The sequence below is a fragment of the Kitasatospora atroaurantiaca genome, from assembly GCF_007828955.1.
Lineage (GTDB): Bacteria > Actinomycetota > Actinomycetes > Streptomycetales > Streptomycetaceae > Kitasatospora > Kitasatospora atroaurantiaca.
This window is the reverse complement of sequence record NZ_VIVR01000001.1, coordinates 2,269,794-2,288,345: the sequence shown is the minus strand read 5'-3', so window position 1 is coordinate 2,288,345 and position 18,552 is coordinate 2,269,794. Positions and strand designations below refer to the sequence as shown.

Below are 18,552 nucleotides of genomic sequence, written 5' to 3'. Positions count from 1 at the left end.
TGGGCAAGGGTGGAGCCCGGCCGGGCTACGGCGGGGCTGGCGCTGCGCCGCGTGGGCCGGCAGACCGGCGCGGTTGGTCAGCCGCCCCAGTGGGTGTCGTTGGGGGTGTACACCGGGTCCGTCGGCGTCGGCGTCGGCGTCGGCGTCGGTGCCGGCGTCGTGGCTGCCGGGCTGGTCTCCGGCGGCGTGGTGGTGTCCGCGTGCGCGATGCCCGCAGTCAGTGTGATGAGCGCGGCGGCGACGGCCAGAAGTGGTGCTGCAGTCTTCTTCATGTGGTTCCTCGGGTGAACGGCTGGGTGGCGATGTGTTGAGATCGCCTCTGCTTCCCCAAGCACATTCGGACGTGCGTGCTGGTGTCAACTTTTCCGTCCCCCATCTTCTGCGGCTGCTGGCCTGTGGCCGATTCGCTGGGTGGCGGCGCGGCTGCCGTGGCTTGTTGATGGTGCATCAAGTTCGCTTGCAATCCTTGCGCACCGCTGGTTGCCAGGGGAAGGGAAGCGTGGCGTAATAAGCTGCGACCGCATAAAGATGCGCGCAACTTGAGGAGGTTCCGTGGTCGGGCCAACGGTGCCCCCGCCGCATGCCGTCATCAGCGATGAGGCCAGAGAGCTGTACGCCCGTATGGCGACGACCGGGACCCAGCCGAGCGACGGTGACGAGGAGGCCGTGCGGCTCCTTCGGAACCTTGGTCTGATCCGGGATGATCCCGCACAGGGCTTCGTGCTCGTGGATCCGCAATATGTCGGCGCCCGATGGGAGGCCTCGCTCTTCTCCGGTGCGGCGGCGATGCTTGAGCAGGCGTCTGCCGTCTCCGAGGCGCTCAGGCCGCTGAGGTACTCCTTCGACCACCGGGCAGCAGAGACCGCGGGCCTAATCGAGTACTACCGCGGCTCGGAGGCGATCAACTGGCGGCTTGAGCAGATCCTGGGCGGATGCGGTTCCGAGTTGCTGGTGTGTCAGCCGGGCGGCCCACGACGCCCCGAGATCATTCGGGAGGCCGTTGGTCGGGACCTCGCCGCACTTCGTCGAGGCGTCACCATGCACACGCTCTACCACGAGCACGCGCGTACGGGCGCTGCGATGGACGACTTCGTTGACGTGATGACCGCGGCCGGCGCCGAGATCCGGACCCTGGATGAGCACTTCGAGCGAATGATCATCATTGACCGCCGAATCGCAGTGATCCCGGGGGACGGGATCCTCACGGACTCGGCCGAGACCGTCGCCTACGTGGTGAACGACCCCGGGGTCGCAGGCTTCGTTGCCCGGAAGTTCGAGCAGGACTGGAAGCGCGCGACCCCGTGGGGCGACGTGGGAAACTGCCCTGCGCGCCTCGACGGGCGGAAGGTTGCCATCCTGCGTGGGCTGGCCGCTGGTGAGAGCCAGCAGCAGATCGCCCGCCGGCTTGAGATCCGCCCGCGAGCCATGGCGGAGGCCATCGCTGAGCTGAAGGCGTTGTTCGATGCCCAGACGCTCTTCGAACTGGCCTGTCGCTGGAAGGATGCTGGCGGTGCCTGAGCGGGTCTTCACTTCTGGCTTTGCCGGAGGGCGGCTGCGATCTTCTTGAGGGCGGTCGCGTTGGCGCTTCCGAGGTTCACGAGAGGATGCCCTGCCATCACGCTCGGCAGATCGATGACCAGCCCTGGCAGGGCGGCGTCGATGCTCTCAAGCGCGTCACGTAGGTCCTCGATGGCGGTCTCGATTTCTGCCCAGGGATCGGCTGATAGCGCTGGACGTGCTGATGCGGTGCCGACGCTGGCCGCTGGCACGAAGCTGTGCTGTCTCGTCGTCAACTTGCTCTCCGTTGGTCACCCGGGCAGTGCGCCGAGCTCGCCGTCGTCCTGTTGTCCAGCGGGCCGCATGTCCTCAAGGAGGCAAGCCAGCTCGTGGTCGAGGTCGGTGTCTGTGGTGCGGGTGGCGTGGAGGAGGCACTCCCGGCTGGGGCCGGGGGCGGTCGAGCGCTCAGGTGTGACGGAAGCGGCAGTCGGCGCTGCAGAGGCGGCGAGCGCGAGGTGGGTTTGGGCTCTGGCCAGGGTCGCGCTGAGCCAACCCGTCGGGTCCAGGGAGTCGGCGAGGCAGGCGGCCTTGGCGATCAGCCGTTCGACTTCGCGAACATGGTCGGCAGGTGTAGGCATGGGGCTCCTCAGATGTGGGGTGAGGGCCAGGCAACGGACGCGAGGCCGAGTGGCGAGCCGTCCGGTATCGCGCGCTCAGGTAACCATGGTTAGGGTCAAGTCTCAACCCCTTTAGCCGCCGGTAGGGCTGGGAGCTCGCCCTTTCGGGCCAGGATTGACGCGTGGGGGTCAACTCTCGGACTTCGGAACCTTGGGGAGGTCTCAAGTTTGACGGTGGAGCTATCCCGTCCGGGGGATGTATGCGGCATGATGGCCCGCATGGAGCAAGACTGGGCCAGGCTCGGACGCGCAGTCGCCGTTGCGCGCCAGGACGCCGGCATGACGCAGAACGAGCTGGCGACAGCCGTCGGCGTAGGCTTGTCCACGATCAAGACACTGGAACGAGGAAGTCGGAAGTATCTGAAGGTTCAGCCGACGCATCGCGGTGTCGCCCGCGCCCTGGGCTGGGCCGAGGACTGTGTTGAGGATGTACTTGCGGGCGGCGACCCGCGTCCGGAGCCGGCCCTCAGGTCCACAATCCCCGTACCCACGGGGGAGCTTCCTGCTGGGCTTTCCGAGCGTGCCAAGTGGGCGCTCGGCAGTGGCAGGGTCGTAGATTCCGACGTCATCAGTGCCTCTCCGGGGGGTGACGGTGGGGTGGAGGTAGTGATGGTCTTCAAGGCCGCGGAAGGTGTCTCGCCCGAGCAGTTGTCCAGGGACTTCGCGTTTTGGGAGCGAATGCAGCGGCTAGCGCGCGACGTCTGGACTCATCACGATATCCAGTCCGTCGAGAAGCCTTAGTCAGGCTCATGACCAGTAAATATTACGCAGCGTCAGATTTCTGTGGATACTGGTGAGCTGCCGTGTGACGTGGGATTCTGATGATCCGCCCGGGGCGTGCTCAACCGGGCGAGCCGCATCGTGCCGGCACGCTGCCCAGAGGGGGTTCACATGTCACTCGTACCTATCGAGCGTTTTCTCTACGAGATCAGACCAGCCAAGGATCTTCCGCCGGGCAAGGCCTACCACCTTATCGAGCGGGAAGGCGAACTGATTGGCTGGTTCGCCGAGGGACACCTGAGCGAGCTGTGCTGCGAGCAGCTGAACGCATTCCACGCAGAGTTCTTCAACCAGATGATGTGGCTTCAGAATTGGGATCCCGAGATCGATAGGCTCCGCCCCCCGGACGACCTTCCGACAGGCGTAGCGGAGGCCAGGTACGTCTTCGTCACCGAGGAGGCGATGCCCCGTGGCCGAACGTGCAATCCGGTGGAGGCGGAGCGTGAGTTCATCTGGCAGATTCGCGACGGCGAGATGTCCGAGCAGGCCCGGCAGGAGCTCAATGCATACCTGGAGATACTTATCGGGCGCGGCCTGTTCGTGCAGCAAAAGCCGTAGACCGAGATGACCCCCTCGCAGAGCGATAGCTCAGCGAGGGGGTTCGTCGTTCCTGGTGCGCTCCTGACCACGATGCTCACATCGAGCTTCCTCGTACGGCAGCCGCGATCTTCTTGACGACGGTTGCGTTGGCGCTTCCGAGGTTCACGAGTGGGTGTCCTGCCATCACGCTCGGCACATCGATGACCAGCCCCGGCAGCGTGACGTCGATACGCGCGAGCGCGTCTCGGAGGTCTTCGATGGCGGCCTCGACCTCTTCCCATGGATCGGCAGTCACCGCACGCCCGCTGCTCGACGCGATGGCGCAGAGTCGACGTTGTCGGCCGCTGTGAAGGCGTGTTGTCTCGTCGTCAAGCTGCTCTCCGGTAGTGATCCCCCCGATGGGCCAGTCCCTGGCCATCTGCCTCATATTTGCGGCAGACATTCGATCAGGTCCAGGTTGGTTAGATGCCGACCGATCAACCAGCTTGGGTACTCGACGAACGACGATAGGTCGGGCGCCGCATCAGGTGCCTCCGTGCTGCAAAGGGATTTCCCAGGAGCGACTCGGCCAGCAGGCCGGGATCGATCGGCACACCATCTACCGCACCGAGCTCGGATCCAATAGCCCGTCACTGGACGCGCTCGTGCGCGTTTCCCGCGCTCTCAGCGTGCCCCCTCACGCGCCTCTTCCAGGACGATTGACGGGCATCCCTGGTGCTGGTCGATGGCTTCGGCGCGGTCGTTGATCGGCCACCGGTACCGGCCGTACGCGTAGTCCCCGCAGTGAATGCAGTAGCCGTACGTCAGCTCGGGCTCAGGGGCGGCCACAGCCGACCTCCGACAAGTACTTGTTGCCGCGGATCCACCCGTTGGCGCCGTCTTCCGTGCTGTACAGATCGAGCTCCCCGATGCTGTCGAGGACCAGCTTCCCCGTCTTCGTGTCCCGGATCACCCACAGGCCGGGCAAGGGGCGCTTGCCATCCCGGGGACGCTCGGGCAGCTGTTCGGGGATGTACCGTCCGTCGGCGCTCACTGGCCGGCCGCCAGGTGCTCGGAGTGCACCACGACGGGCCACCCGTACGGCGAGGCGCCTTCGCCTGCGTCCGTGTAGACGTGCCCAGCAGGCACGAGCTTGCCGTCGGCGCCGTTGCAGTCAACGCATCTGCGGCCGTGCAGCTGCTCGCCGTTGACATGGATTCTCCGTGACTGTCCGACCAGCGGCCTGAACTCGACCAGAGTCGTACTGGGTGAGGTGCTGATCGTCATGGGCAGAGCATCGGCCAGGCTGGGATGAGGGGGCAATGACGAGGAACTCGTGAAACTGGTACGGCTTCACGGCCCGCACATGACGGACTGTCGGTTCATCACGGCGGGCCCGTGAAAGCCGTCACCCGGGTAGTCCAGGCCCGGCTACGGTGGGAGAGCACCCTCCGCCCGCGATGCTGGAGCCCGCCCATGGCCCGTCCGAATCCCCGGCCTGTCGCCGACCGGCTCCGCCAGCAGGCAGCGCTCGACGGCTGGACGCCCTGGCAGCTCGCTCACCAGATCACTACCGAGTGCGGTATCTCGCGGCTGCAGGCTTACCGGCTCGCTCAAGGGTGGACGCTGGACGCCGCAGTGACCGCATACGCGGCCGTCCGGGGCCGACTGACGGTGCAACAACTGTCCGCGTGGGAGAACGGCAGCACCCGCCCCGGGGAGGGGCACCTCGACGGGCTGTGCCAGCTGTACGAGACGCGCCCCGACCGGCTCGGCTTCGCTACGGACTACACCCCGGGCACCACACCCGACGCCCCGGTCAGGCCCACGCGCGCAACCCCGCCACCGGATGACGCCCCAGCGTCCCGCGAGGAGACCGCCGAGCGGCGGACCCTACTCCGCACCCTCCTGACCGGCGCCGGTCTGCACCTGTCCGCCCCGGCGCTGAACGCGCTCGCCGACGTACGCGAGACCATGGCCGAGACGCTGAACGAAACGCTCAGCGAGATGACGATGGAGCAGTGGGAACGGTCCGCCGTCGAGTACGGCCACGCCTACCAGATGAGCCCACCCGGGCAGCTCCTCGCCGAGTCGGTGCTGGACTTCGTCGAGGTGCAGCAGCTCCTCGCCCGCCGCCAGGCCGCCGACTACCGGACCCGCCTGTGCCACGTCGCCGCGCAGCTGGCCGGCACTGCGGGCATGGCTCTCGTCGCGTTGGGCGAGCAGCGTGAGGCCCGCTCGTGGTTCCGGTGCGCCCAGCTCGCCGCAGAGGAGACCGGCGACCGGGCGCTCCGCGCGTGGCTGCTGGCGCGGGAGGCTGTGATCCCGTTCTACTTCGGGTCGCCGCAGGCCGCGGCCGACCTGGCGGAGCGCGCCCGCCTCGTGGCGGGCAACACCGCGTGCGCTACTGCAGCGTGGGCGCCAGCGTTGGAGGCGCGTTCGCTCGCGAGGCTCGGACGGGCCGACGACGCCCGGCAGGCGATGCAGATCGCTGAGCGTGCTTTCGCCCGCCTCGGCGCCGACCAGAAGAGCGACACTGCGTACGGCTATACGGAGCGTCAGATGCGCTGGCACATCGGCAGCATGCACACCGTGCTCGGCGATACCCGCCGCGCGCAGGCTGCTCTTGATGAGGCGCTGACGATGTACGCCCCCATCGAGCACCTCGACCGCGCGCTGATCGCCCTGGACCAGACCGCCGGGCTCATCCACGTGGGCGAGGTCGCGACGGCCGCGCAGGTTGCCGTGCAGACGCTGGAGATGCTCCCGGCCGAGCATCGGACGGGCATCGTCGTCTCGCGGGCCCGGGAGGTCGCGGCGGCCATCCCGGCGCGGGCGGTTCGGATGCCCGCAGTGCGGGATCTGCGTGAGGCGATTGCGGCGTCGGTGCCTGCGCTGCCCGCCTAGATGATCAATTCCAAGGGATGCCTGCGGAGGGTGTGGGGTGGGCGGCGGCCGAAGCCACCACGAGACGGTCAGGCGGCGGGCTGTCGGCCCTGGTTGTCGAGGTGGCAGCGGGCGGTCAGGCGTCAGGGTCGACTTCGGGGTGCGTGAACCGCACGGGCTTGCCCAGCGACCGGGCGTAGGCGATTTCGGCTCGGGTGCTGTCTCCGATGTAGTCGCCGACTACGAGCACCTCATCAGCGAGCCGGATCTTCGCCCGGTGCAGATCGTCGAGTCGAGCCTTCAGCGCCTCGGCCTCGACAGGATCGGACCAAAGTTCGTGCGGCGACTTCATGTCACAGCCCGGTTTGACGATAATCTTTCCGGCTTTGGTCTCCCGCAGATCGGCCTCGTTCATCTCGGTCATGAAGCGGGTGGAGCCGCAGATCACGACGATACGCGGGAGGCTCAACAGCTTCTTCGCGTCGGCGAGCCTCTCCTCGGGGGTGAGCAGTTGCGGGTATGACACTGGTTCCTCCTGGTGGTGTGGTCCAAGGGGTGCCTGCGGAGACGAGAACGAGGGTGTCCAAGATCGTGAACGGGAACGGCCTGGCGCAGCCCTGTTCAAGCCGCTGCGACAGGTCATCGAATCGATCAACGAGACCTTCAAGGGACAGCTTGACCTCGAACGGCACCGAGGGCGCACACCCGGAGGTGTCATAGCCCGCGTCATGCAACGCATCCTCGCGCTGACCGCCGCGATCTGGCACAACGACGCCACCGGACAAACCGTCCTACGCTCACTGATCGCCTACGATCACTGACCCCTTGGACTAGATCATCTAGGGCCAGCGGGCGAGGAGCTGCAGGAGGCCGGTGACGGCGACGCCTGCGACGATCTCCCGCCGGTCGATCATGCCCTGGATGCGGTCCAGGGGGATCCACTCGATGCGGTCAGCCTCGTGGGTATCGACCGGCGGGGCGATGTACTGGGCGTCGCGGGCGAGGAAGACATGGTGCTCGGCGTTGCTCATGCCGCCGACGGGCTGGTTGTAGGCAAGCGGCTGCACGTCGGTGACGCGCCAGCCGGTCTCTTCCTCGACTTCCCGTACGGCGGCGGCCTCCAATGACTCGCCGTCCTCGACGATGCCGGAGGGGATCTCCCAGTTCCAGGTGTCGGTGGCGAAGCGGTGGCGCCACATCATCAGCACCGCGTCACGCTGGTTGAGGACGACGGTTGCTGCGACCGGCGCCCACTTCACGAGGTGGTGTTCGTAGCGAGGTTGGCCCGGCGGTTCGACGTCGACGAGGTCGAGCTCGACCCAGGGGCTGGTGTAGATGGTGCGGCTGCCGTGGACGGTCCACTCGCTCAAGGTGCTGCCTCTCGCCATGGGGTGGTGGCTGAGGATCTTGTCACATGCGGGCCGTACGATGTGGGGGTGGCGAAAGCCCTCGAACTTCCCGCGGAGCTGGTCGACCTGCAGCGTGCCGCCCTGGCGGCCGACACTGCGGCGAGCGAGTACGCGGCCGGCCTGCGGCGCGGGCAAGGTGAAGTCCAGCCGGGCGGTCGAGGCCGTCGTCGATCTGCAGCGGCCTATGCAGCCCGTCGGTCAGCACCGCCTCGTCGCCGACCTCAACGAGCGGGCGCGGCCTGTCATTGCTGCGGCCTGATCGCCTGAGCGCTCCCGCCTGTTGAACAGGCGGGAGCGTTTTGGCGTAACGACTCGGCAACTCCGGAGCGTTCCACCGGCGGCCGCTGCCACTCTGTGCCGTCTCACCGCGAGCAGAGGACAGCGACATGGCCAGCCAGCAGCAACCCAGCGCCACCCCCACGCCCCTCGTTGGCTGTCTCGGGCTTATCGCCGCAGTCATCATCGGCGGAGCGGGCTGCAGCCTGCTCAGCGATGACCAGGAGCCCGCCACGCCGGACCCCACCCCGGCGCAGAAACTCGCCGCCCTCGACGGCGGCAACCGACCGGCTGCCGACTACCAGCAGCTCCTCAACCTGTGGTCCCCCAACTGCACCCAGGACCAGGCCGAGCTTGCCGGCCTCACCTACGCCGCGCTGGAAGACCTCCGCAAGAACGGGGTCACCGGGGAGACGGAATACAGCGTCCTCGCGCAGCTCAACGGCTCGACCCGCGCCGGAACACCGACGGACTGCAAGGTCGTGGCGGCGGCCTACCTCGTGCTCCGCGAACGCAGTTAGCCGGCGCGCTACCGAAGCTTCCGAAGGAGCATCGGGGGCGTGATCGGCACGTAGGTGGGGGCTCGTAGAAGAGGCCGTGCCGAAGCCTCGCCAGCAGGTCCGGACGGGCCCGGTACCGGGGTCGGGGTGGACGCGTCGCGACCGGGCATTTCCGCTGGCCCCTACGGCCTTCGGGTCTTGGTGGTCCGGCGAGGCCCGAGTCGCCGCAGGTGCCGGGTGGGCCGGCCATCGGGGATGGCCGAGCTGTTGGACCTGGCGGGCCAGGATGTCGCGCGCGAGGTTGGCGTCACGCAGCTCCGCGCTGAGCTGGACGACCTATACGGCGCGGCAGGCGACGAAATGGAGCGTGACGACTGCGGTGATGAGCACGAGTGTCTCTGCGCGCAGGACGCTGCGGCGTTCGGTCATGAGGTGGTCGCCGCCCAGATTGCGACCGCTGCGGAGAGAAGGGCGAGCAGGACCGGCACGATCATCTGGTAGAGCCGGGCCTGGCGTTCTCGTTCGCGGCGGGCAGCTTCGGCCAGCTTGTACGCCTCCAACGCGTCCTCCAATGCCTTGAGGTCGGACCGTGTGACCTGAACCTCACGGACGAGGTCCGCGATCCGCTGGTCAACGTGGGCTGACTGGAGGGTGTAGACGTCGGTGGAGACGACCCGGTCGAGGCGAGAGTTGATCCCGGCGATCATCTGCTGGAGGTCCGTGCGGAGCGCCCCCACCATCCGCCCGAGTTCACCCACTGTCAGATCATCGTCAGCCAATTCACCCTCCCCCCGATCGAGTCGACATGTGGTCTCTGAGCGCCGTGCGGCCCGGCGGTGGCAACAGGCGGGGCCGCAGCGGCGCTCACTCAGCGCTCCGTGCTGGCGGAGTTGGCAGCGGGGCCGGCGGACAACAGCGGTGGAGGGACGGGCGCAGTGATCTGGGTTCGGACGAACATGCTGATCAGGACGGCGATCAGAGACATGGTGACGGCCTGCTGGTCGGCGGACCAGTGCAGGCCGAGCCCGACAGCGAGCGCGAGGAGCGCCTGTGCTGCGCCGAGGATGGCGGCGGCTACGCCGTCGTGTGCCATGAAGGCGACGATCAGGCCGACCAGGGCGGCGGCTGCTGCGTTGATCGCTGCCTGCTGGTCGGTGCTGACGTGCAGTCCGAACGCGGCACCGGTTTTGACGACGACGGCTACCAGTGCGAGGAGGAGGGCGGGCTCTCTGCCGAGGATGCGCATGATGTCTCCTGATCAGTGGGTGGTGGGGCGGTGGGGGCGAGGTTGGCGCCACTCGTGTTGGGTCAGGGCTTGAGGACGGCTTCGATGCGGTAGCCGACGGGGATGGAGTCGGCCTTGTCGTCGGCGGTGCGGGGGACGCGGCAGATGCTGATCTTGTCGTCGCCTGCCCACGCGTCGATGCGGGTGACAGCGCCGTCCGAGGGGACGTCGATGATGTTGATCCGCCAGCCGCCCTTGGCGTTGGAGTTGTGGATCGCGACGCGGAGCTTGGCGTTGCCGAAGTCGGATCCGAAGCCGTAGAAGACTCGGCCCCAGCCGATCTCGGGGCTGCTGTCCCAGACGGGCGGGAGGACCAGCAGGGTGGCGTTGCCGGTCAGGGCGGGGTTTGGGGCGCCGTTCGGGCCGGTGGCGAATCCGGGCTTGACCTCGCCGATCACAAGAGCCATGCGCTCTACCTCACTTCTTCGTCGAGTCGCCGGCGGCCGCTGGCGGGCGCCGGGGAGGGGTTGGGGGTGCCGGTGGCGAGTGCCAGGAGCTGGGTGATGTCGATGTCCCCGGGGTCGCCGTGGGTGTTCTCGGGGACATGCATGTGGCCGCACCAGCCGGTGAAGCTCGTCCACTGGTCGAAGGTCATGCGGACGCCGTTGTTCGCGCCGGAGCTGGCCGGGTACGCCTCGAAGCGCAGGCCGGAGGTCAGCGGGATGCCGTGCTGGTCGGACAGCCAGCGCAGCAGCCAGGCGACTTCGGCGAGCGCCCAGTGAGGGGCGTCCGGCCAGTAGATGTAGTCGACGCCGGCGTGCAGCGTCTTCGATCCGAGGCTCCACGTCTGGGCGTTGTCCGTGTCGCAGGTGCCCACGAGCTCGATCTGGAAGCAGTTGGCCATGTTGGTCTGGACGCCGCCGGGGGCGTTGACCAGGGCGCGGGCGGACTCGTCGACGCCGAAGTGCTGGTGCCAGACGATCCGGCGTCCGGCCATGTCGGGGACGCCTGTGACCTGCGGCGCCTTCGCACCGGAGTCGTAGTCGTAGAGCGTCGGGCCCTCGGTGGTGTGCAGGACACCGCAGTTGGCCTCCATGCCGGCGCCGGAGTACTGGCCGTCGCCGAAGAACAGGTCGAGGAGCGCTCCGGGGATCTTCTGCGGGCCGGTCAGGGTCACGGCTACCTCACCTCTTCGTCGAGTCGCCGTCGGCCTGCCGGGGGCTGCGCCACGTTGGGGGTAGCCGGGCTGACGCCGGGCATCCACTGGCCGTAGTCGGCAGTCATGGCGGTGTTCCAGTCGCATTCGACGGCGTTGATGGTGGTGGTGCCGTCGGTCTGGCGGATGTGCGCCCGGGCGTCCCACTGGCCGCCGGACCAGGCGTCGGCCTGCCACGCCCACCGGCATACTCCGGCGTCCAGGGCGCGCTGCACCGTGCGGTACCCGCCGTACACGCCGACCCGGTCGACGCCCAGCACGGAGGCCGCGCCCTGTAGGTAGTCGTTGATGGCGCCCTGCTGGTCGGCGGTGACGTCGAAGTCCGCGGCGAAGTAGATCGGTCGGCCGGCGGGGATGCCCGCGGCCCAGGCCTGGGCGACGGCGAGCTGGGCGTCGGCGACGCCTGCCGCCCGGCCGGCGAGCGGGCGTTGGGCGCTGTCCTCGAAGACGACGACCAGCCAGATGCCGTGCGCGGCGAGGTCGTCGGCCTCGGCCCGGGTGATGGCCTTGCTGGTGTCGTGGCTGAGGTAGCGGGCTGCGAAGGTAGCCCCGACAGCTTGGAGGGCGGCGCCGCCGGGGTGGTCCCACGCGTAGTCGACTCCGGTGGCCATGTCACAGGCCCCTGTCGGCGAGCCACGCGCGGGCTGCAGTCGCGAGCTGTACCTCGGCTGGGATGTGCGGCGCCGGGCCCGGAGTTGGTGCGGGTGTTGCGGGCGCCCAGGCGGGCACGGTGACGTCGCCGTGCTGGGAGAGCAGCCAGCGAAGGTCCGCCGCGGTGAGGTAGGCGCGGCCTGCGCTCCCCCAGCTCTCGCCCCAGCTGTTGGTGACCCAGTACTCGTCCAGGTGCGCGTCGTACGCGACGATCTCCACCTCGTGCCCGCCCGCGACACCGGAGGCCTGGTCGACGGGGATGCGGCCGTCGGCGGCCGGGGTGAACATCGAGCGGCGCCAGGGGATGCCGATGATGACCGGGCCGGTCTGCAGCGCGGACGCGAGCGCCTGGAGGGAGAACGCGTGGCTGTAGCCGGTCGCGAGGCCGAGCGCCTTCAGTGCCTTCGCGGCGCCGAGGCCGGATGATCCGGTGTCCTGCGGCGGGTAGGCCCCGGGGAAGCTGTCGAGGCGCGTCGCCAGGCTGTACAGGGCGACGGCGAACTGCTCGTCGAGCTGGTGCTCGCCTGCGGTGAAGTAGCCGCGGGAGGCGGCCGCGCCGGCTGGGCTGATGGTCACCGTGGTGGTGGCGGTGCGCCCGGCGGAGTCCGTGCCGAGCGCGCCGGTGGCGGCGTTGGCCGTGCAGGAGCCGAGGTTGCCCTGGTTCAGGACGGGGATGCGGCGGGTCCAGTTGGCGTCCTTGATGGCCGACTTGGGGAGCACGCCGTGCGCGTACGCGAGGGAGCGCGGGTCGTGGTCGACGTGGCGGCCGAGACAGATGCCCGGTGAATGTGGTCTGTTGAGTGCCACGCCCGCGGCCGTGGATGATTCGGGGTGGTCCGCGTCCTGAGCTGGTCCTGCCATGCGGGGACTCCAGAGGGTCGATGTCGGCACGGGCCCGGTGCAGGTCAGCGCCGTGATCCGTGACCCTCCATCCCGGCTCGGCGCTCACCAGCGCACCGGGCCCGCACCCCCAGACTCACCAGCCCCACACGATCGCTCGTGATGCGGCCATGCCCTCTGACCTGCATTTCCACCGCTGCGAAGGACCGCGCCTAGGGTCTGGCCCGCGACCGGCCTCCGAGGGCCCGGCCGCCACGCGGGGCCCGGTCTGTAGCGGGCACGGGCCCCGCCGCCAGCCCGCTACAGCCCGCTCCGGAGGACCCAGCAATGGGCAGCACCGTTCCCCAGACCCAGCGTGACGTCTTCGGCTGGCTCGCCGACCGCAACGGATGCGGGCACCTGCGCATCGAGGTCCCCCTGGGCGAGCTCGCCCGGCACGGTGTCGCCTCCGGCTACTCCGACCGCATCCCCAAGGGCCGGCAGGGTGAACTTCTCATCGACCCGGACCTGTTCAAGACGGTCATCGCGCAGCGGACCTGCAACCCCGGGCCGACTCTGCTGTGGCAGAACACCGCCCGCGCATCCCGACGCCCGCGGCTGATCTACGAGCTGGACGATGACCTCCTCGACATCGACCCCAGCAACACCCGGGCGCACGCCTTCTTCAGCCAGCCGCACATCCGCGCCAACCTGCTGACGAACCTGGCAGTCGCCGACGCCGTCACCGTCTCCACCGAGGCACTCGCCTCTGTCGTCCGCCAGCACACCGCCGCGCCGATCCACGTCATCCCCAACTACCTGCCGGCGTGGCTGCTCGACCACGAGCGGCCCAGCAGCGGCGACGACACCGTGACGATCGGCTGGGGCGGATCCTCCACCCACCAGATGGACATCACCCAGATCGGCACCCACCTGCGGCGCATCATGGAGCGCAACCCGCACACCGAGCTGCACCTCATGGGCACCAACTACGCCAAGGACTGGGGCATCAGCGACCGGGTCCGGTTCACCGAATGGACGCAGTCCGTCCCCGAGTACTGGCGCCGCATCGACTACGACGTGATGCTCGCCCCGCTGCGCCCGCACGTCTTCAACGCCAGCAAGTCAGCACTGCGCCCCCTCGAAGCGGCAGCGCTCGGCATCCCGGTCGTCGCATCCGACTACGGGCCCTACGCCGAGTTCGTGCGCCACGGCGAAACCGGCTTCCTCGTCAAGCACGACCACGAGTGGGGCCGATACCTGCGCGAGCTCGTCAACGACCGGGCCATGCGCGAGGAGATGGGCGCCGCTGGCCGCCGCCAGGCCGCCGACTGGACGGTCGAGGGCAACGTCGGGGCGTGGGCGAAGGTGATCGAGGGATGACAGGCGGAGCGGTACTCGGGATTCTGCTGGCGCACCTCTGCGGGGACTACCTCTTGCAGAGCCACTGGATGGCCAACGAGAAGACCAAACGGTGGTGGCCCGCCTGGGCCCATGCCCTCACCTACGGTCTCCCGTACATCGCGGTCACCAGATCGATCCCCGCGTTGGCAGTGATCGTGGTAACGCACGCGCTCATCGACCATTACCGGCTCGCCCGCCATGTCTGCTGGGCGAAGAACCTGATGGGCGCTAAGGAGTACCGGCGTCCGTGGCGTGAGTGCTCTGGCACGGGTTACCCGGTCGAGACTCCGGCGTGGCTGGCGGTCTGGCTTCTGATCATCGCGGACAACACCATCCACCTGCTGATCAACACGGCTGCTGTCGTGTGGCTTTGAGGGGAGAACCGTGTCTGACCTGACCATCATCGTGCCGACCCGGGGCCGGCCAGACAACCTCTGGGCGCTGTGGCTCGCCTTCAAGGAGACGTGCACGGCGGACACCGTGCTGCTCGCCGTGGTCGACGACGACGACCCGTACCTGCCGAGCTACGAGCAGCGCCACAGCTGGGCAGCCGGTGACCCGCGCTTCCTGCTGCTCATCGGGCCACGGCTGCGCCTGGGCGGGACGCTGAACATGGTCGCGCCGTACCAGGCCGGGCGGTCCAAGGCCGTGGGCTTCCAAGGGGATGACCACCGGCCGCGCACGGTTGGCTGGGATACCCGATACATCGAGGCGCTCGACCAGCTCGGCACGGGGATCGTGTACGGCAACGACCTCATCCAGGGCCCGAACCTGCCCACGCAGGTCGCGATGACGTCGGACATCATCCTGGCGGCCGGCCACATGATCCCGCCCGGCCTGACCCACCTGTGGATCGACAACTCGTGGCTCGCCCTCGGCCGGGCCCTCGACGCCATCACCTACCTGCCCGACGTGGTGGTCGAGCACTGCCACCCCATCGCTGGCCACGCCGCATGGGATCAGGGCTACGCCGAGTGCAACACCGACGAGCTCATGGACACCGACCGAGCCGTGTTCGAGGCATGGCGGGCCAACGGTCTGGGCCGCTGGGTCCAGCAGATCAAGGAGTACCAGCGTGGCTAAGGGCAACAAGAACAAGCAGACTGCCGCCGAGCAGGCGATCCGAGCCTTCGACTTCTGGGACTACGGGCTGAACGAGGTCGACCCCGAGAGCGAGTACGCGGAGTGGGTCGCGCCCCTGGCTGCCGCTGTTGTGGCTGCCATCGAGGGGACTGCGTCGTGACCGAGTGGAAGCTCTTCACGGACGACGTGCCGCACGTCTCCACGCCTGAGTTCCACGAGCACCGTGAGCGGGCCCCGCACCTCGAACAGCCCGTGCACCGACCCCGGCTGGAGATGGCCGCCGAGTTGGTTAACGCAGCGGCGCTGAAGTGCTGGCGCAAGAACACCAGTGGCGAGCCCATCGGGCACCACACGGTCTCCGATCTCGGCTGCGGTGACGGCGGGTTGCTGTCGCTGCTGGGCCACCTCGGAGACATCGACGCCTGGGGCTACGACTTCCAGCCCTCCAACTCGGCAGGCTGGGCAGAGCGTGGCGTTCGGGCCGAGGCGCTCGATGTGTTCGGCGCCGACTCCTCGATCGTGCGATTCGGCCTCACCACGGTGACCACCGAGGTCTTGGAGCACCTCGCCGACCCGCACAGGGCCGTCCGCTGGATCGGCAAGCACTCCCGCTACCTGGTGGCGTCGAGCCCGTGGAACGAGACTCCGGAGTCCCACGACGAATGCCACGCATGGGCGTTTGACCACGATGGCTACCGGGCGCTCATCGAACAGGGCGGCTACACCGTGCTGCGCCACGAAACCGTCGGGCAGTTCCAGTTGATCCTCGGGGAGCGGTCGTGAGCCTGCGCTGGCACGCCCTCAACAACGAGAAGGTGGACGGCCACAAGGCCGGGACCGTCAGCAACCGGAGCTTCTGGCTCGGCGGCCTGCCCCGCCTGATCCTCCTCTGCCGCGTCTTCGGGCACCGTCCCGTCGTCGACGGCTACGGGCCCGATGGCAGTAGCGACCGGGCAGCCCGCTGGGTCGCCTGCCACCGCTGCGGCCTCCGCCCCAACCCCCAAGCCGCCCTCGACCCCTCGCAGTGGAGCATCGGCGCCCGCTACACCGGCCCGTTCAGCGACACCCCACCACCCGCCAAGACCGAGCACACCGGGCCGTACATCCCGCCTACCGTCCCCGGCCGCTGGCCCGCCGGCCCTACCGGAACCATCGGGGGGCAGCTCATCCTCGGGAAGTCCTTCGGCGGCGCCAGCATCGAGCTCAAGGTCGGCAACGCAGGCAGCGAGCACGTCCTCGCCGTCCACCTGCGGATCAACCCGATCTTCGCCCTCTACCTCCACACCGAAGACCACGGCACCTGGCTCCAACGCCGCCTCAACCCGCGCGGCTATGACTCCCGCGTCACGGGCCTGGACATCGGCGACGGCCGGCTGTCGTGGAAGCTGTGGGCCAAGCGCGACGAGTGGAGCCGCAGCACACCACGCTGGCAGCAGGGCTCAACGGTCATCAACCTCCTCGACCGGTGGCTCGGCCCGGTCCGCCACGAGTACGACAAGATCGGGCAGCCGAGGCCCGGCCGCGTGACGATGCCCGAGGGCGACACCCACATGGTCGAGCTGCAACTGGAGAAGGTCCGCACTGGGCGGCGCCGCGGCCGCAAGACGGAGTCCTGGTCGGTCGACTGGACCAGCCGGGCCGGCATCCCCTTCCGCAACCACACCTGGAAAGGCGACGGGGTCCACGGCTCCGCGGTCAAGGTGTCGGCGGCCGCCGTGGAACGGGGCCGCTGGCCCGAGGAGTCTTGCGCCCGGATCGCGGCCTCTGTCGCAGAGGACCGGTCCCGGTGCGGCTGGCGCCCCGCCCAGCCGTACGGCTGGCCACAGCCCAACTACAACGCCGAGTTCGACGTCGAGGTGTTCTGACAATGCGAGTCCTCCTCACCGGCTCGGCCGGTTTCATCGGCCGCCACCTCCACCGCGAGCTGGACCGGCGCGGCCACACCGTGACGACATGTGACCTGCGGGCCGCGCACATCGGCGACGCCCTGGAGTTCTTCCGCCGTGACCGCACCCGCTACGAGCTGGCGATTCACTGCGCCGCGATCGTGGGCGGCCGCGCCTCCATTGACGGCTCGCCGCTCGGCGTCGCGACGAACCTGGCCTTGGACTCGTGGTTCATGCGCTGGCTCGCGGCCACGAAGACTCCGAGGGCCGTCTACTACTCCAGCTCTGCGGCCTACCCGGTGGAGCTGCAGGGCGAGGGCTCCGGGCACCGGCTCACCGAGGACGACATCGACCTCGCCAGGCCCGGCCGGCCGGACGCAACGTACGGGCTCGCGAAGCTCACCGGCGAGCAGCTCGTGCCGTACGCCGAGGCGGAGGGCTGCCGCGTGCACGTGCTGCGCCCGATGTCCGGGTACGGTCCCAGCCAGTCACCGGCCTACCCCTTCCCGGCGTTCATCGGCCGGGCGCTGCGACGCGAGGACCCGTACGAGATCTGGGGCTCGGGCCGGCAGGTGCGCGACTGGATCCACATCGACGATGTCGTGGCCGCCACGCTGGCCGCAGTGGACCAGGACGTGACCGGCCCGGTGAACCTCGGGACCGGCCGGGCGACGAGCTTCGACGAGCTGGCCGAGATCGTGTGCCGCGAGGCCGGGTACCGGCCGCAGTTGAAGCACCGCCTCGACGCTCCGGACGGAGTGCAGTACCGCGTCGCCGACCCGGCCCGGCTGCTCGGGTTCTACCGGCCCCGGGTGAGCCTGGAAGAGGGCGTGCGCCGGGCTCTGGAGGTCGGCCGTGGCTGAGCGGAACCCCACCGCCCGGGCGGCCTACGAGCGGTTGGAGGCGGCGCTGCACGCTGTCCTGGAAGTAGAGGAGTTCGAGGGCCTCCCGACGGAGTGGGTCATCGTTGTCGCCTGCCAACGCATCGACGACGAGGGCAGGGGCGTGACCCAGATCGGGACCCTGCTCCCCGACGGGGACTCCCTGCCCTACCACCGCCTGATGGGCCTCCTCGACTTCGCCCTCACCCGATGCCGTGCCGAGATCTCCGAGGAGTGACCATGCAGCGAAGAATCACCGTCGTCCTGCCGACCCACCCCGCGCGGGTCCGCAACGGCATGACCAAGCGGGCCGTCGGCAGCGTGCTCGGGCAGACCCTGCCTGCGGCAGCCGTTGTCGTCGAGCAGGACCTCGACCGGGCCGGCGCCGCCGCGACCCGCCATCGCGGTCTGATGAAGGTCACGACGGAGTGGGTGGCGTTCCTCGACTCCGACGACCAGATGAAGCCCAACCACCTGGCGGAGCTGATGGCCTGTGCCGAGCGCACGGGCGCGGACTACTGCTTCAGCTGGTACGAGGCCATCGGCTTCGGCCACGACCCGCTGCCGCACTTCGGGAAGGTTTTCGACCCCGAGCACCCGACCCAGACCACCATCACCACCCTGGTCCGCACGGGGCTCGCGCAGGCCGTTGGTTTCCGCGAGCCCCCGCCCGGCGCGCGCATCCACGGCGAGCGCTACGGCGAGGACTTCCAGTTCACCGTGGAGTGCATCGCCCAGGGCGGCCGCATCGTCCACCACCCGCGCAGGACCTGGATCTGGAACGCGCACGGCCAGAACACCAGCGGCCAGCCCGACCGCGGCGACGCCGCCACCTGAACCCCG

29 protein-coding genes and 2 pseudogenes are annotated in these 18,552 nt (G+C 68.9%); 16 read left to right on the top strand and 15 right to left on the bottom strand.

The features are described from left to right. Positions 1-77 precede the first annotated feature (77 nt). A complete protein-coding gene (locus tag FB465_RS10670; RefSeq protein ID WP_145789792.1) occupies positions 78-272 on the bottom strand; it encodes a hypothetical protein in 195 nt (64 codons plus the stop codon). 280 nt (positions 273-552) lie between these two features. Here FB465_RS10670 and FB465_RS10665 point away from each other — a divergent pair, with 280 nt between their 5' ends. Further along, positions 553-1,518 carry a hypothetical protein gene (locus tag FB465_RS10665; RefSeq protein ID WP_145789790.1) on the top strand — a complete coding sequence of 322 codons (966 nt, stop codon included), beginning with the start codon at positions 553-555 and terminating at the stop codon, positions 1,516-1,518. Between the two features lie 8 nt (positions 1,519-1,526). Here FB465_RS10665 and FB465_RS10660 read toward each other — a convergent pair whose 3' ends face one another. Together FB465_RS10660 and FB465_RS10655 are read right to left on the bottom strand one after the other, a co-directional pair. Further along, positions 1,527-1,793 carry a hypothetical protein gene (locus FB465_RS10660; RefSeq protein ID WP_145789788.1) on the bottom strand — a complete coding sequence of 89 codons (267 nt, stop codon included), beginning with the start codon at positions 1,791-1,793 and terminating at the stop codon, positions 1,527-1,529. A 15-nt stretch (positions 1,794-1,808) separates the two neighbouring features. Next, a complete protein-coding gene (locus tag FB465_RS10655; RefSeq protein ID WP_145789786.1) occupies positions 1,809-2,135 on the bottom strand; it encodes a hypothetical protein in 327 nt (108 codons plus the stop codon). A 246-nt stretch (positions 2,136-2,381) separates the two neighbouring features. Here FB465_RS10655 and FB465_RS10650 point away from each other — a divergent pair, with 246 nt between their 5' ends. Both FB465_RS10650 and FB465_RS10645 read left to right on the top strand, forming a co-directional pair. Next, complete coding sequence (locus FB465_RS10650; protein WP_145789785.1) at positions 2,382-2,915, top strand: helix-turn-helix domain-containing protein; 534 nt, start codon at positions 2,382-2,384, stop codon at positions 2,913-2,915. A 150-nt stretch (positions 2,916-3,065) separates the two neighbouring features. Beyond that, a complete protein-coding gene (locus FB465_RS10645; RefSeq protein ID WP_145789784.1) occupies positions 3,066-3,512 on the top strand; it encodes a hypothetical protein in 447 nt (148 codons plus the stop codon). Positions 3,513-3,588: 76 nt separating this feature from the next. On the opposite strand, the gene FB465_RS36850 is transcribed toward FB465_RS10645, so the two are convergent. Beyond that, positions 3,589-3,912 carry a hypothetical protein gene (locus tag FB465_RS36850; protein WP_246192609.1) on the bottom strand — a complete coding sequence of 108 codons (324 nt, stop codon included), beginning with the start codon at positions 3,910-3,912 and terminating at the stop codon, positions 3,589-3,591. Here FB465_RS36850 and FB465_RS37910 point away from each other — a divergent pair. Further along, positions 3,893-4,114, top strand: a pseudogene (locus FB465_RS37910) (hypothetical protein); the annotation flags it as partial. The gene FB465_RS36850 and the pseudogene FB465_RS37910 sit on opposite strands and share 20 nt — an antisense overlap. Positions 4,115-4,157: 43 nt before the next feature. Here FB465_RS37910 and FB465_RS36845 read toward each other — a convergent pair. From FB465_RS36845 to FB465_RS10625, 3 genes are read right to left on the bottom strand one after another with little or no spacing between them, the layout of a single operon-like run. Continuing rightward, the gene (locus tag FB465_RS36845) at positions 4,158-4,322 is read right to left on the bottom strand and encodes a hypothetical protein (protein ID WP_246192608.1); all 165 of its coding nucleotides are present in this window, start codon (positions 4,320-4,322) and stop codon (positions 4,158-4,160) included. Continuing rightward, positions 4,309-4,527 carry a hypothetical protein gene (locus FB465_RS10630; protein ID WP_145789780.1) on the bottom strand — a complete coding sequence of 73 codons (219 nt, stop codon included), beginning with the start codon at positions 4,525-4,527 and terminating at the stop codon, positions 4,309-4,311. The genes FB465_RS36845 and FB465_RS10630 overlap by 14 nt, the downstream gene beginning before the upstream one ends. Beyond that, a complete protein-coding gene (locus FB465_RS10625; RefSeq protein ID WP_145789779.1) occupies positions 4,524-4,760 on the bottom strand; it encodes a hypothetical protein in 237 nt (78 codons plus the stop codon). The genes FB465_RS10630 and FB465_RS10625 overlap by 4 nt, the downstream gene beginning before the upstream one ends. 189 nt (positions 4,761-4,949) lie before the next feature. Here FB465_RS10625 and FB465_RS10620 point away from each other — a divergent pair, with 189 nt between their 5' ends. Next, positions 4,950-6,380: a helix-turn-helix domain-containing protein gene (locus FB465_RS10620; RefSeq protein WP_145789777.1), complete on the top strand. Its 1,431-nt coding sequence runs from the start codon at positions 4,950-4,952 to the stop codon at positions 6,378-6,380. Between the two features lie 115 nt (positions 6,381-6,495). Here FB465_RS10620 and FB465_RS10615 read toward each other — a convergent pair whose 3' ends face one another. Beyond that, positions 6,496-6,885, bottom strand: a complete 390-nt coding sequence (locus tag FB465_RS10615; RefSeq protein WP_145789775.1) for a hypothetical protein — start codon at positions 6,883-6,885, stop codon at positions 6,496-6,498. 67 nt (positions 6,886-6,952) lie between these two features. Between FB465_RS10615 and FB465_RS10610 the strand changes: the two are divergent. Then, positions 6,953-7,180: pseudogene (locus FB465_RS10610) on the top strand (IS982 family transposase); the annotation flags it as partial. Positions 7,181-7,198: 18 nt separating this feature from the next. Here the strand turns inward: FB465_RS10610 and FB465_RS10605 are convergent. Further along, positions 7,199-7,903, bottom strand: coding sequence for an NUDIX hydrolase (locus FB465_RS10605; RefSeq protein ID WP_342791793.1), 705 nt, complete (start codon positions 7,901-7,903; stop codon positions 7,199-7,201). A 251-nt stretch (positions 7,904-8,154) separates the two neighbouring features. Here FB465_RS10605 and FB465_RS10595 point away from each other — a divergent pair, with 251 nt between their 5' ends. Beyond that, complete coding sequence (locus FB465_RS10595) at positions 8,155-8,565, top strand: hypothetical protein (RefSeq protein WP_145789771.1); 411 nt, start codon at positions 8,155-8,157, stop codon at positions 8,563-8,565. A 404-nt stretch (positions 8,566-8,969) separates the two neighbouring features. On the opposite strand, the gene FB465_RS10590 is transcribed toward FB465_RS10595, so the two are convergent. From FB465_RS10590 to FB465_RS10565, 6 genes are all read right to left on the bottom strand, one after another. Then, positions 8,970-9,323 carry a hypothetical protein gene (locus tag FB465_RS10590; RefSeq protein ID WP_246192607.1) on the bottom strand — a complete coding sequence of 118 codons (354 nt, stop codon included), beginning with the start codon at positions 9,321-9,323 and terminating at the stop codon, positions 8,970-8,972. Between the two features lie 89 nt (positions 9,324-9,412). Beyond that, on the bottom strand, positions 9,413-9,790 hold the full coding sequence (locus FB465_RS10585) for a hypothetical protein (protein WP_145789770.1): 378 nt from the start codon (positions 9,788-9,790) through the stop codon (positions 9,413-9,415). Between the two features lie 62 nt (positions 9,791-9,852). Further along, complete coding sequence (locus FB465_RS10580) at positions 9,853-10,236, bottom strand: hypothetical protein (RefSeq protein ID WP_145789769.1); 384 nt, start codon at positions 10,234-10,236, stop codon at positions 9,853-9,855. Between the two features lie 5 nt (positions 10,237-10,241). Continuing rightward, positions 10,242-10,946: an N-acetylmuramoyl-L-alanine amidase gene (locus tag FB465_RS10575; RefSeq protein WP_211785749.1), complete on the bottom strand. Its 705-nt coding sequence runs from the start codon at positions 10,944-10,946 to the stop codon at positions 10,242-10,244. Between the two features lie 2 nt (positions 10,947-10,948). Continuing rightward, positions 10,949-11,596, bottom strand: a complete 648-nt coding sequence (locus FB465_RS10570) for a DUF1906 domain-containing protein (protein WP_145789767.1) — start codon at positions 11,594-11,596, stop codon at positions 10,949-10,951. 1 nt (position 11,597) lies between these two features. Further along, positions 11,598-12,497 carry a C1 family peptidase gene (locus FB465_RS10565; protein ID WP_145789765.1) on the bottom strand — a complete coding sequence of 300 codons (900 nt, stop codon included), beginning with the start codon at positions 12,495-12,497 and terminating at the stop codon, positions 11,598-11,600. A 306-nt stretch (positions 12,498-12,803) separates the two neighbouring features. On the opposite strand from FB465_RS10565, the gene FB465_RS10560 reads away from it, so the two are divergent. The 9 genes from FB465_RS10560 to FB465_RS10520 are packed head-to-tail and all read left to right on the top strand — an operon-like array spanning position 12,804 to position 18,546. Next, positions 12,804-13,838, top strand: coding sequence for a glycosyltransferase family 4 protein (locus FB465_RS10560; RefSeq protein WP_145789764.1), 1,035 nt, complete (start codon positions 12,804-12,806; stop codon positions 13,836-13,838). Continuing rightward, the gene (locus FB465_RS10555; RefSeq protein ID WP_145789762.1) at positions 13,835-14,233 is read left to right on the top strand and encodes a DUF3307 domain-containing protein; all 399 of its coding nucleotides are present in this window, start codon (positions 13,835-13,837) and stop codon (positions 14,231-14,233) included. Before FB465_RS10560 ends, FB465_RS10555 begins: the two co-directional genes overlap by 4 nt. A gap of 10 nt (positions 14,234-14,243) precedes the next feature. Then, on the top strand, positions 14,244-14,942 hold the full coding sequence (locus FB465_RS10550) for a glycosyltransferase family 2 protein (protein WP_145789760.1): 699 nt from the start codon (positions 14,244-14,246) through the stop codon (positions 14,940-14,942). Next, positions 14,935-15,102: a hypothetical protein gene (locus FB465_RS35750; protein ID WP_170290556.1), complete on the top strand. Its 168-nt coding sequence runs from the start codon at positions 14,935-14,937 to the stop codon at positions 15,100-15,102. Before FB465_RS10550 ends, FB465_RS35750 begins: the two co-directional genes overlap by 8 nt. Further along, entirely contained in the window at positions 15,099-15,725 is a 627-nt protein-coding gene (locus FB465_RS10540) for a methyltransferase domain-containing protein (protein WP_145789756.1), read from the top strand. The genes FB465_RS35750 and FB465_RS10540 overlap by 4 nt, the downstream gene beginning before the upstream one ends. Further along, positions 15,722-16,807 (top strand): hypothetical protein, encoded by a 1,086-nt coding sequence (locus FB465_RS10535; RefSeq protein ID WP_145789755.1) that lies wholly within the window; start codon positions 15,722-15,724, stop codon positions 16,805-16,807. Before FB465_RS10540 ends, FB465_RS10535 begins: the two co-directional genes overlap by 4 nt. 2 nt (positions 16,808-16,809) lie before the next feature. Next, on the top strand, positions 16,810-17,691 hold the full coding sequence (locus FB465_RS10530) for an NAD-dependent epimerase/dehydratase family protein (RefSeq protein WP_145789753.1): 882 nt from the start codon (positions 16,810-16,812) through the stop codon (positions 17,689-17,691). Next, the gene (locus tag FB465_RS10525) at positions 17,684-17,947 is read left to right on the top strand and encodes a DUF7213 family protein (protein ID WP_145789751.1); all 264 of its coding nucleotides are present in this window, start codon (positions 17,684-17,686) and stop codon (positions 17,945-17,947) included. The genes FB465_RS10530 and FB465_RS10525 overlap by 8 nt, the downstream gene beginning before the upstream one ends. Positions 17,948-17,949: 2 nt before the next feature. Further along, positions 17,950-18,546, top strand: coding sequence for a glycosyltransferase family 2 protein (locus FB465_RS10520; protein WP_145789749.1), 597 nt, complete (start codon positions 17,950-17,952; stop codon positions 18,544-18,546). The last annotated feature ends 6 nt before the right edge of the window (positions 18,547-18,552 follow it).

Coding starts and splice junctions, on each gene's coding strand:
- FB465_RS10595 (WP_145789771.1), top strand. CDS start 8,155: ATGGCCAGCCAGCAGCAACCCAGCGCCACCCCCACGCCCCTCGTTGGC.
- FB465_RS10555 (WP_145789762.1), top strand. CDS start 13,835: ATGACAGGCGGAGCGGTACTCGGGATTCTGCTGGCGCACCTCTGCGGG.
- FB465_RS10620 (WP_145789777.1), top strand. CDS start 4,950: ATGGCCCGTCCGAATCCCCGGCCTGTCGCCGACCGGCTCCGCCAGCAG.
- FB465_RS10625 (WP_145789779.1), bottom strand. CDS start 4,760: ATGACGATCAGCACCTCACCCAGTACGACTCTGGTCGAGTTCAGGCCG.
- FB465_RS10650 (WP_145789785.1), top strand. CDS start 2,382: ATGATGGCCCGCATGGAGCAAGACTGGGCCAGGCTCGGACGCGCAGTC.
- FB465_RS10645 (WP_145789784.1), top strand. CDS start 3,066: ATGTCACTCGTACCTATCGAGCGTTTTCTCTACGAGATCAGACCAGCC.
- FB465_RS10570 (WP_145789767.1), bottom strand. CDS start 11,596: ATGGCCACCGGAGTCGACTACGCGTGGGACCACCCCGGCGGCGCCGCC.
- FB465_RS10560 (WP_145789764.1), top strand. CDS start 12,804: ATGGGCAGCACCGTTCCCCAGACCCAGCGTGACGTCTTCGGCTGGCTC.
- FB465_RS10530 (WP_145789753.1), top strand. CDS start 16,810: ATGCGAGTCCTCCTCACCGGCTCGGCCGGTTTCATCGGCCGCCACCTC.
- FB465_RS10585 (WP_145789770.1), bottom strand. CDS start 9,790: ATGCGCATCCTCGGCAGAGAGCCCGCCCTCCTCCTCGCACTGGTAGCC.
- FB465_RS10580 (WP_145789769.1), bottom strand. CDS start 10,236: ATGGCTCTTGTGATCGGCGAGGTCAAGCCCGGATTCGCCACCGGCCCG.
- FB465_RS36850 (WP_246192609.1), bottom strand. CDS start 3,912: ATGGCCAGGGACTGGCCCATCGGGGGGATCACTACCGGAGAGCAGCTT.
- FB465_RS10565 (WP_145789765.1), bottom strand. CDS start 12,497: ATGGCAGGACCAGCTCAGGACGCGGACCACCCCGAATCATCCACGGCC.
- FB465_RS10670 (WP_145789792.1), bottom strand. CDS start 272: ATGAAGAAGACTGCAGCACCACTTCTGGCCGTCGCCGCCGCGCTCATC.
- FB465_RS10520 (WP_145789749.1), top strand. CDS start 17,950: ATGCAGCGAAGAATCACCGTCGTCCTGCCGACCCACCCCGCGCGGGTC.
- FB465_RS10655 (WP_145789786.1), bottom strand. CDS start 2,135: ATGCCTACACCTGCCGACCATGTTCGCGAAGTCGAACGGCTGATCGCC.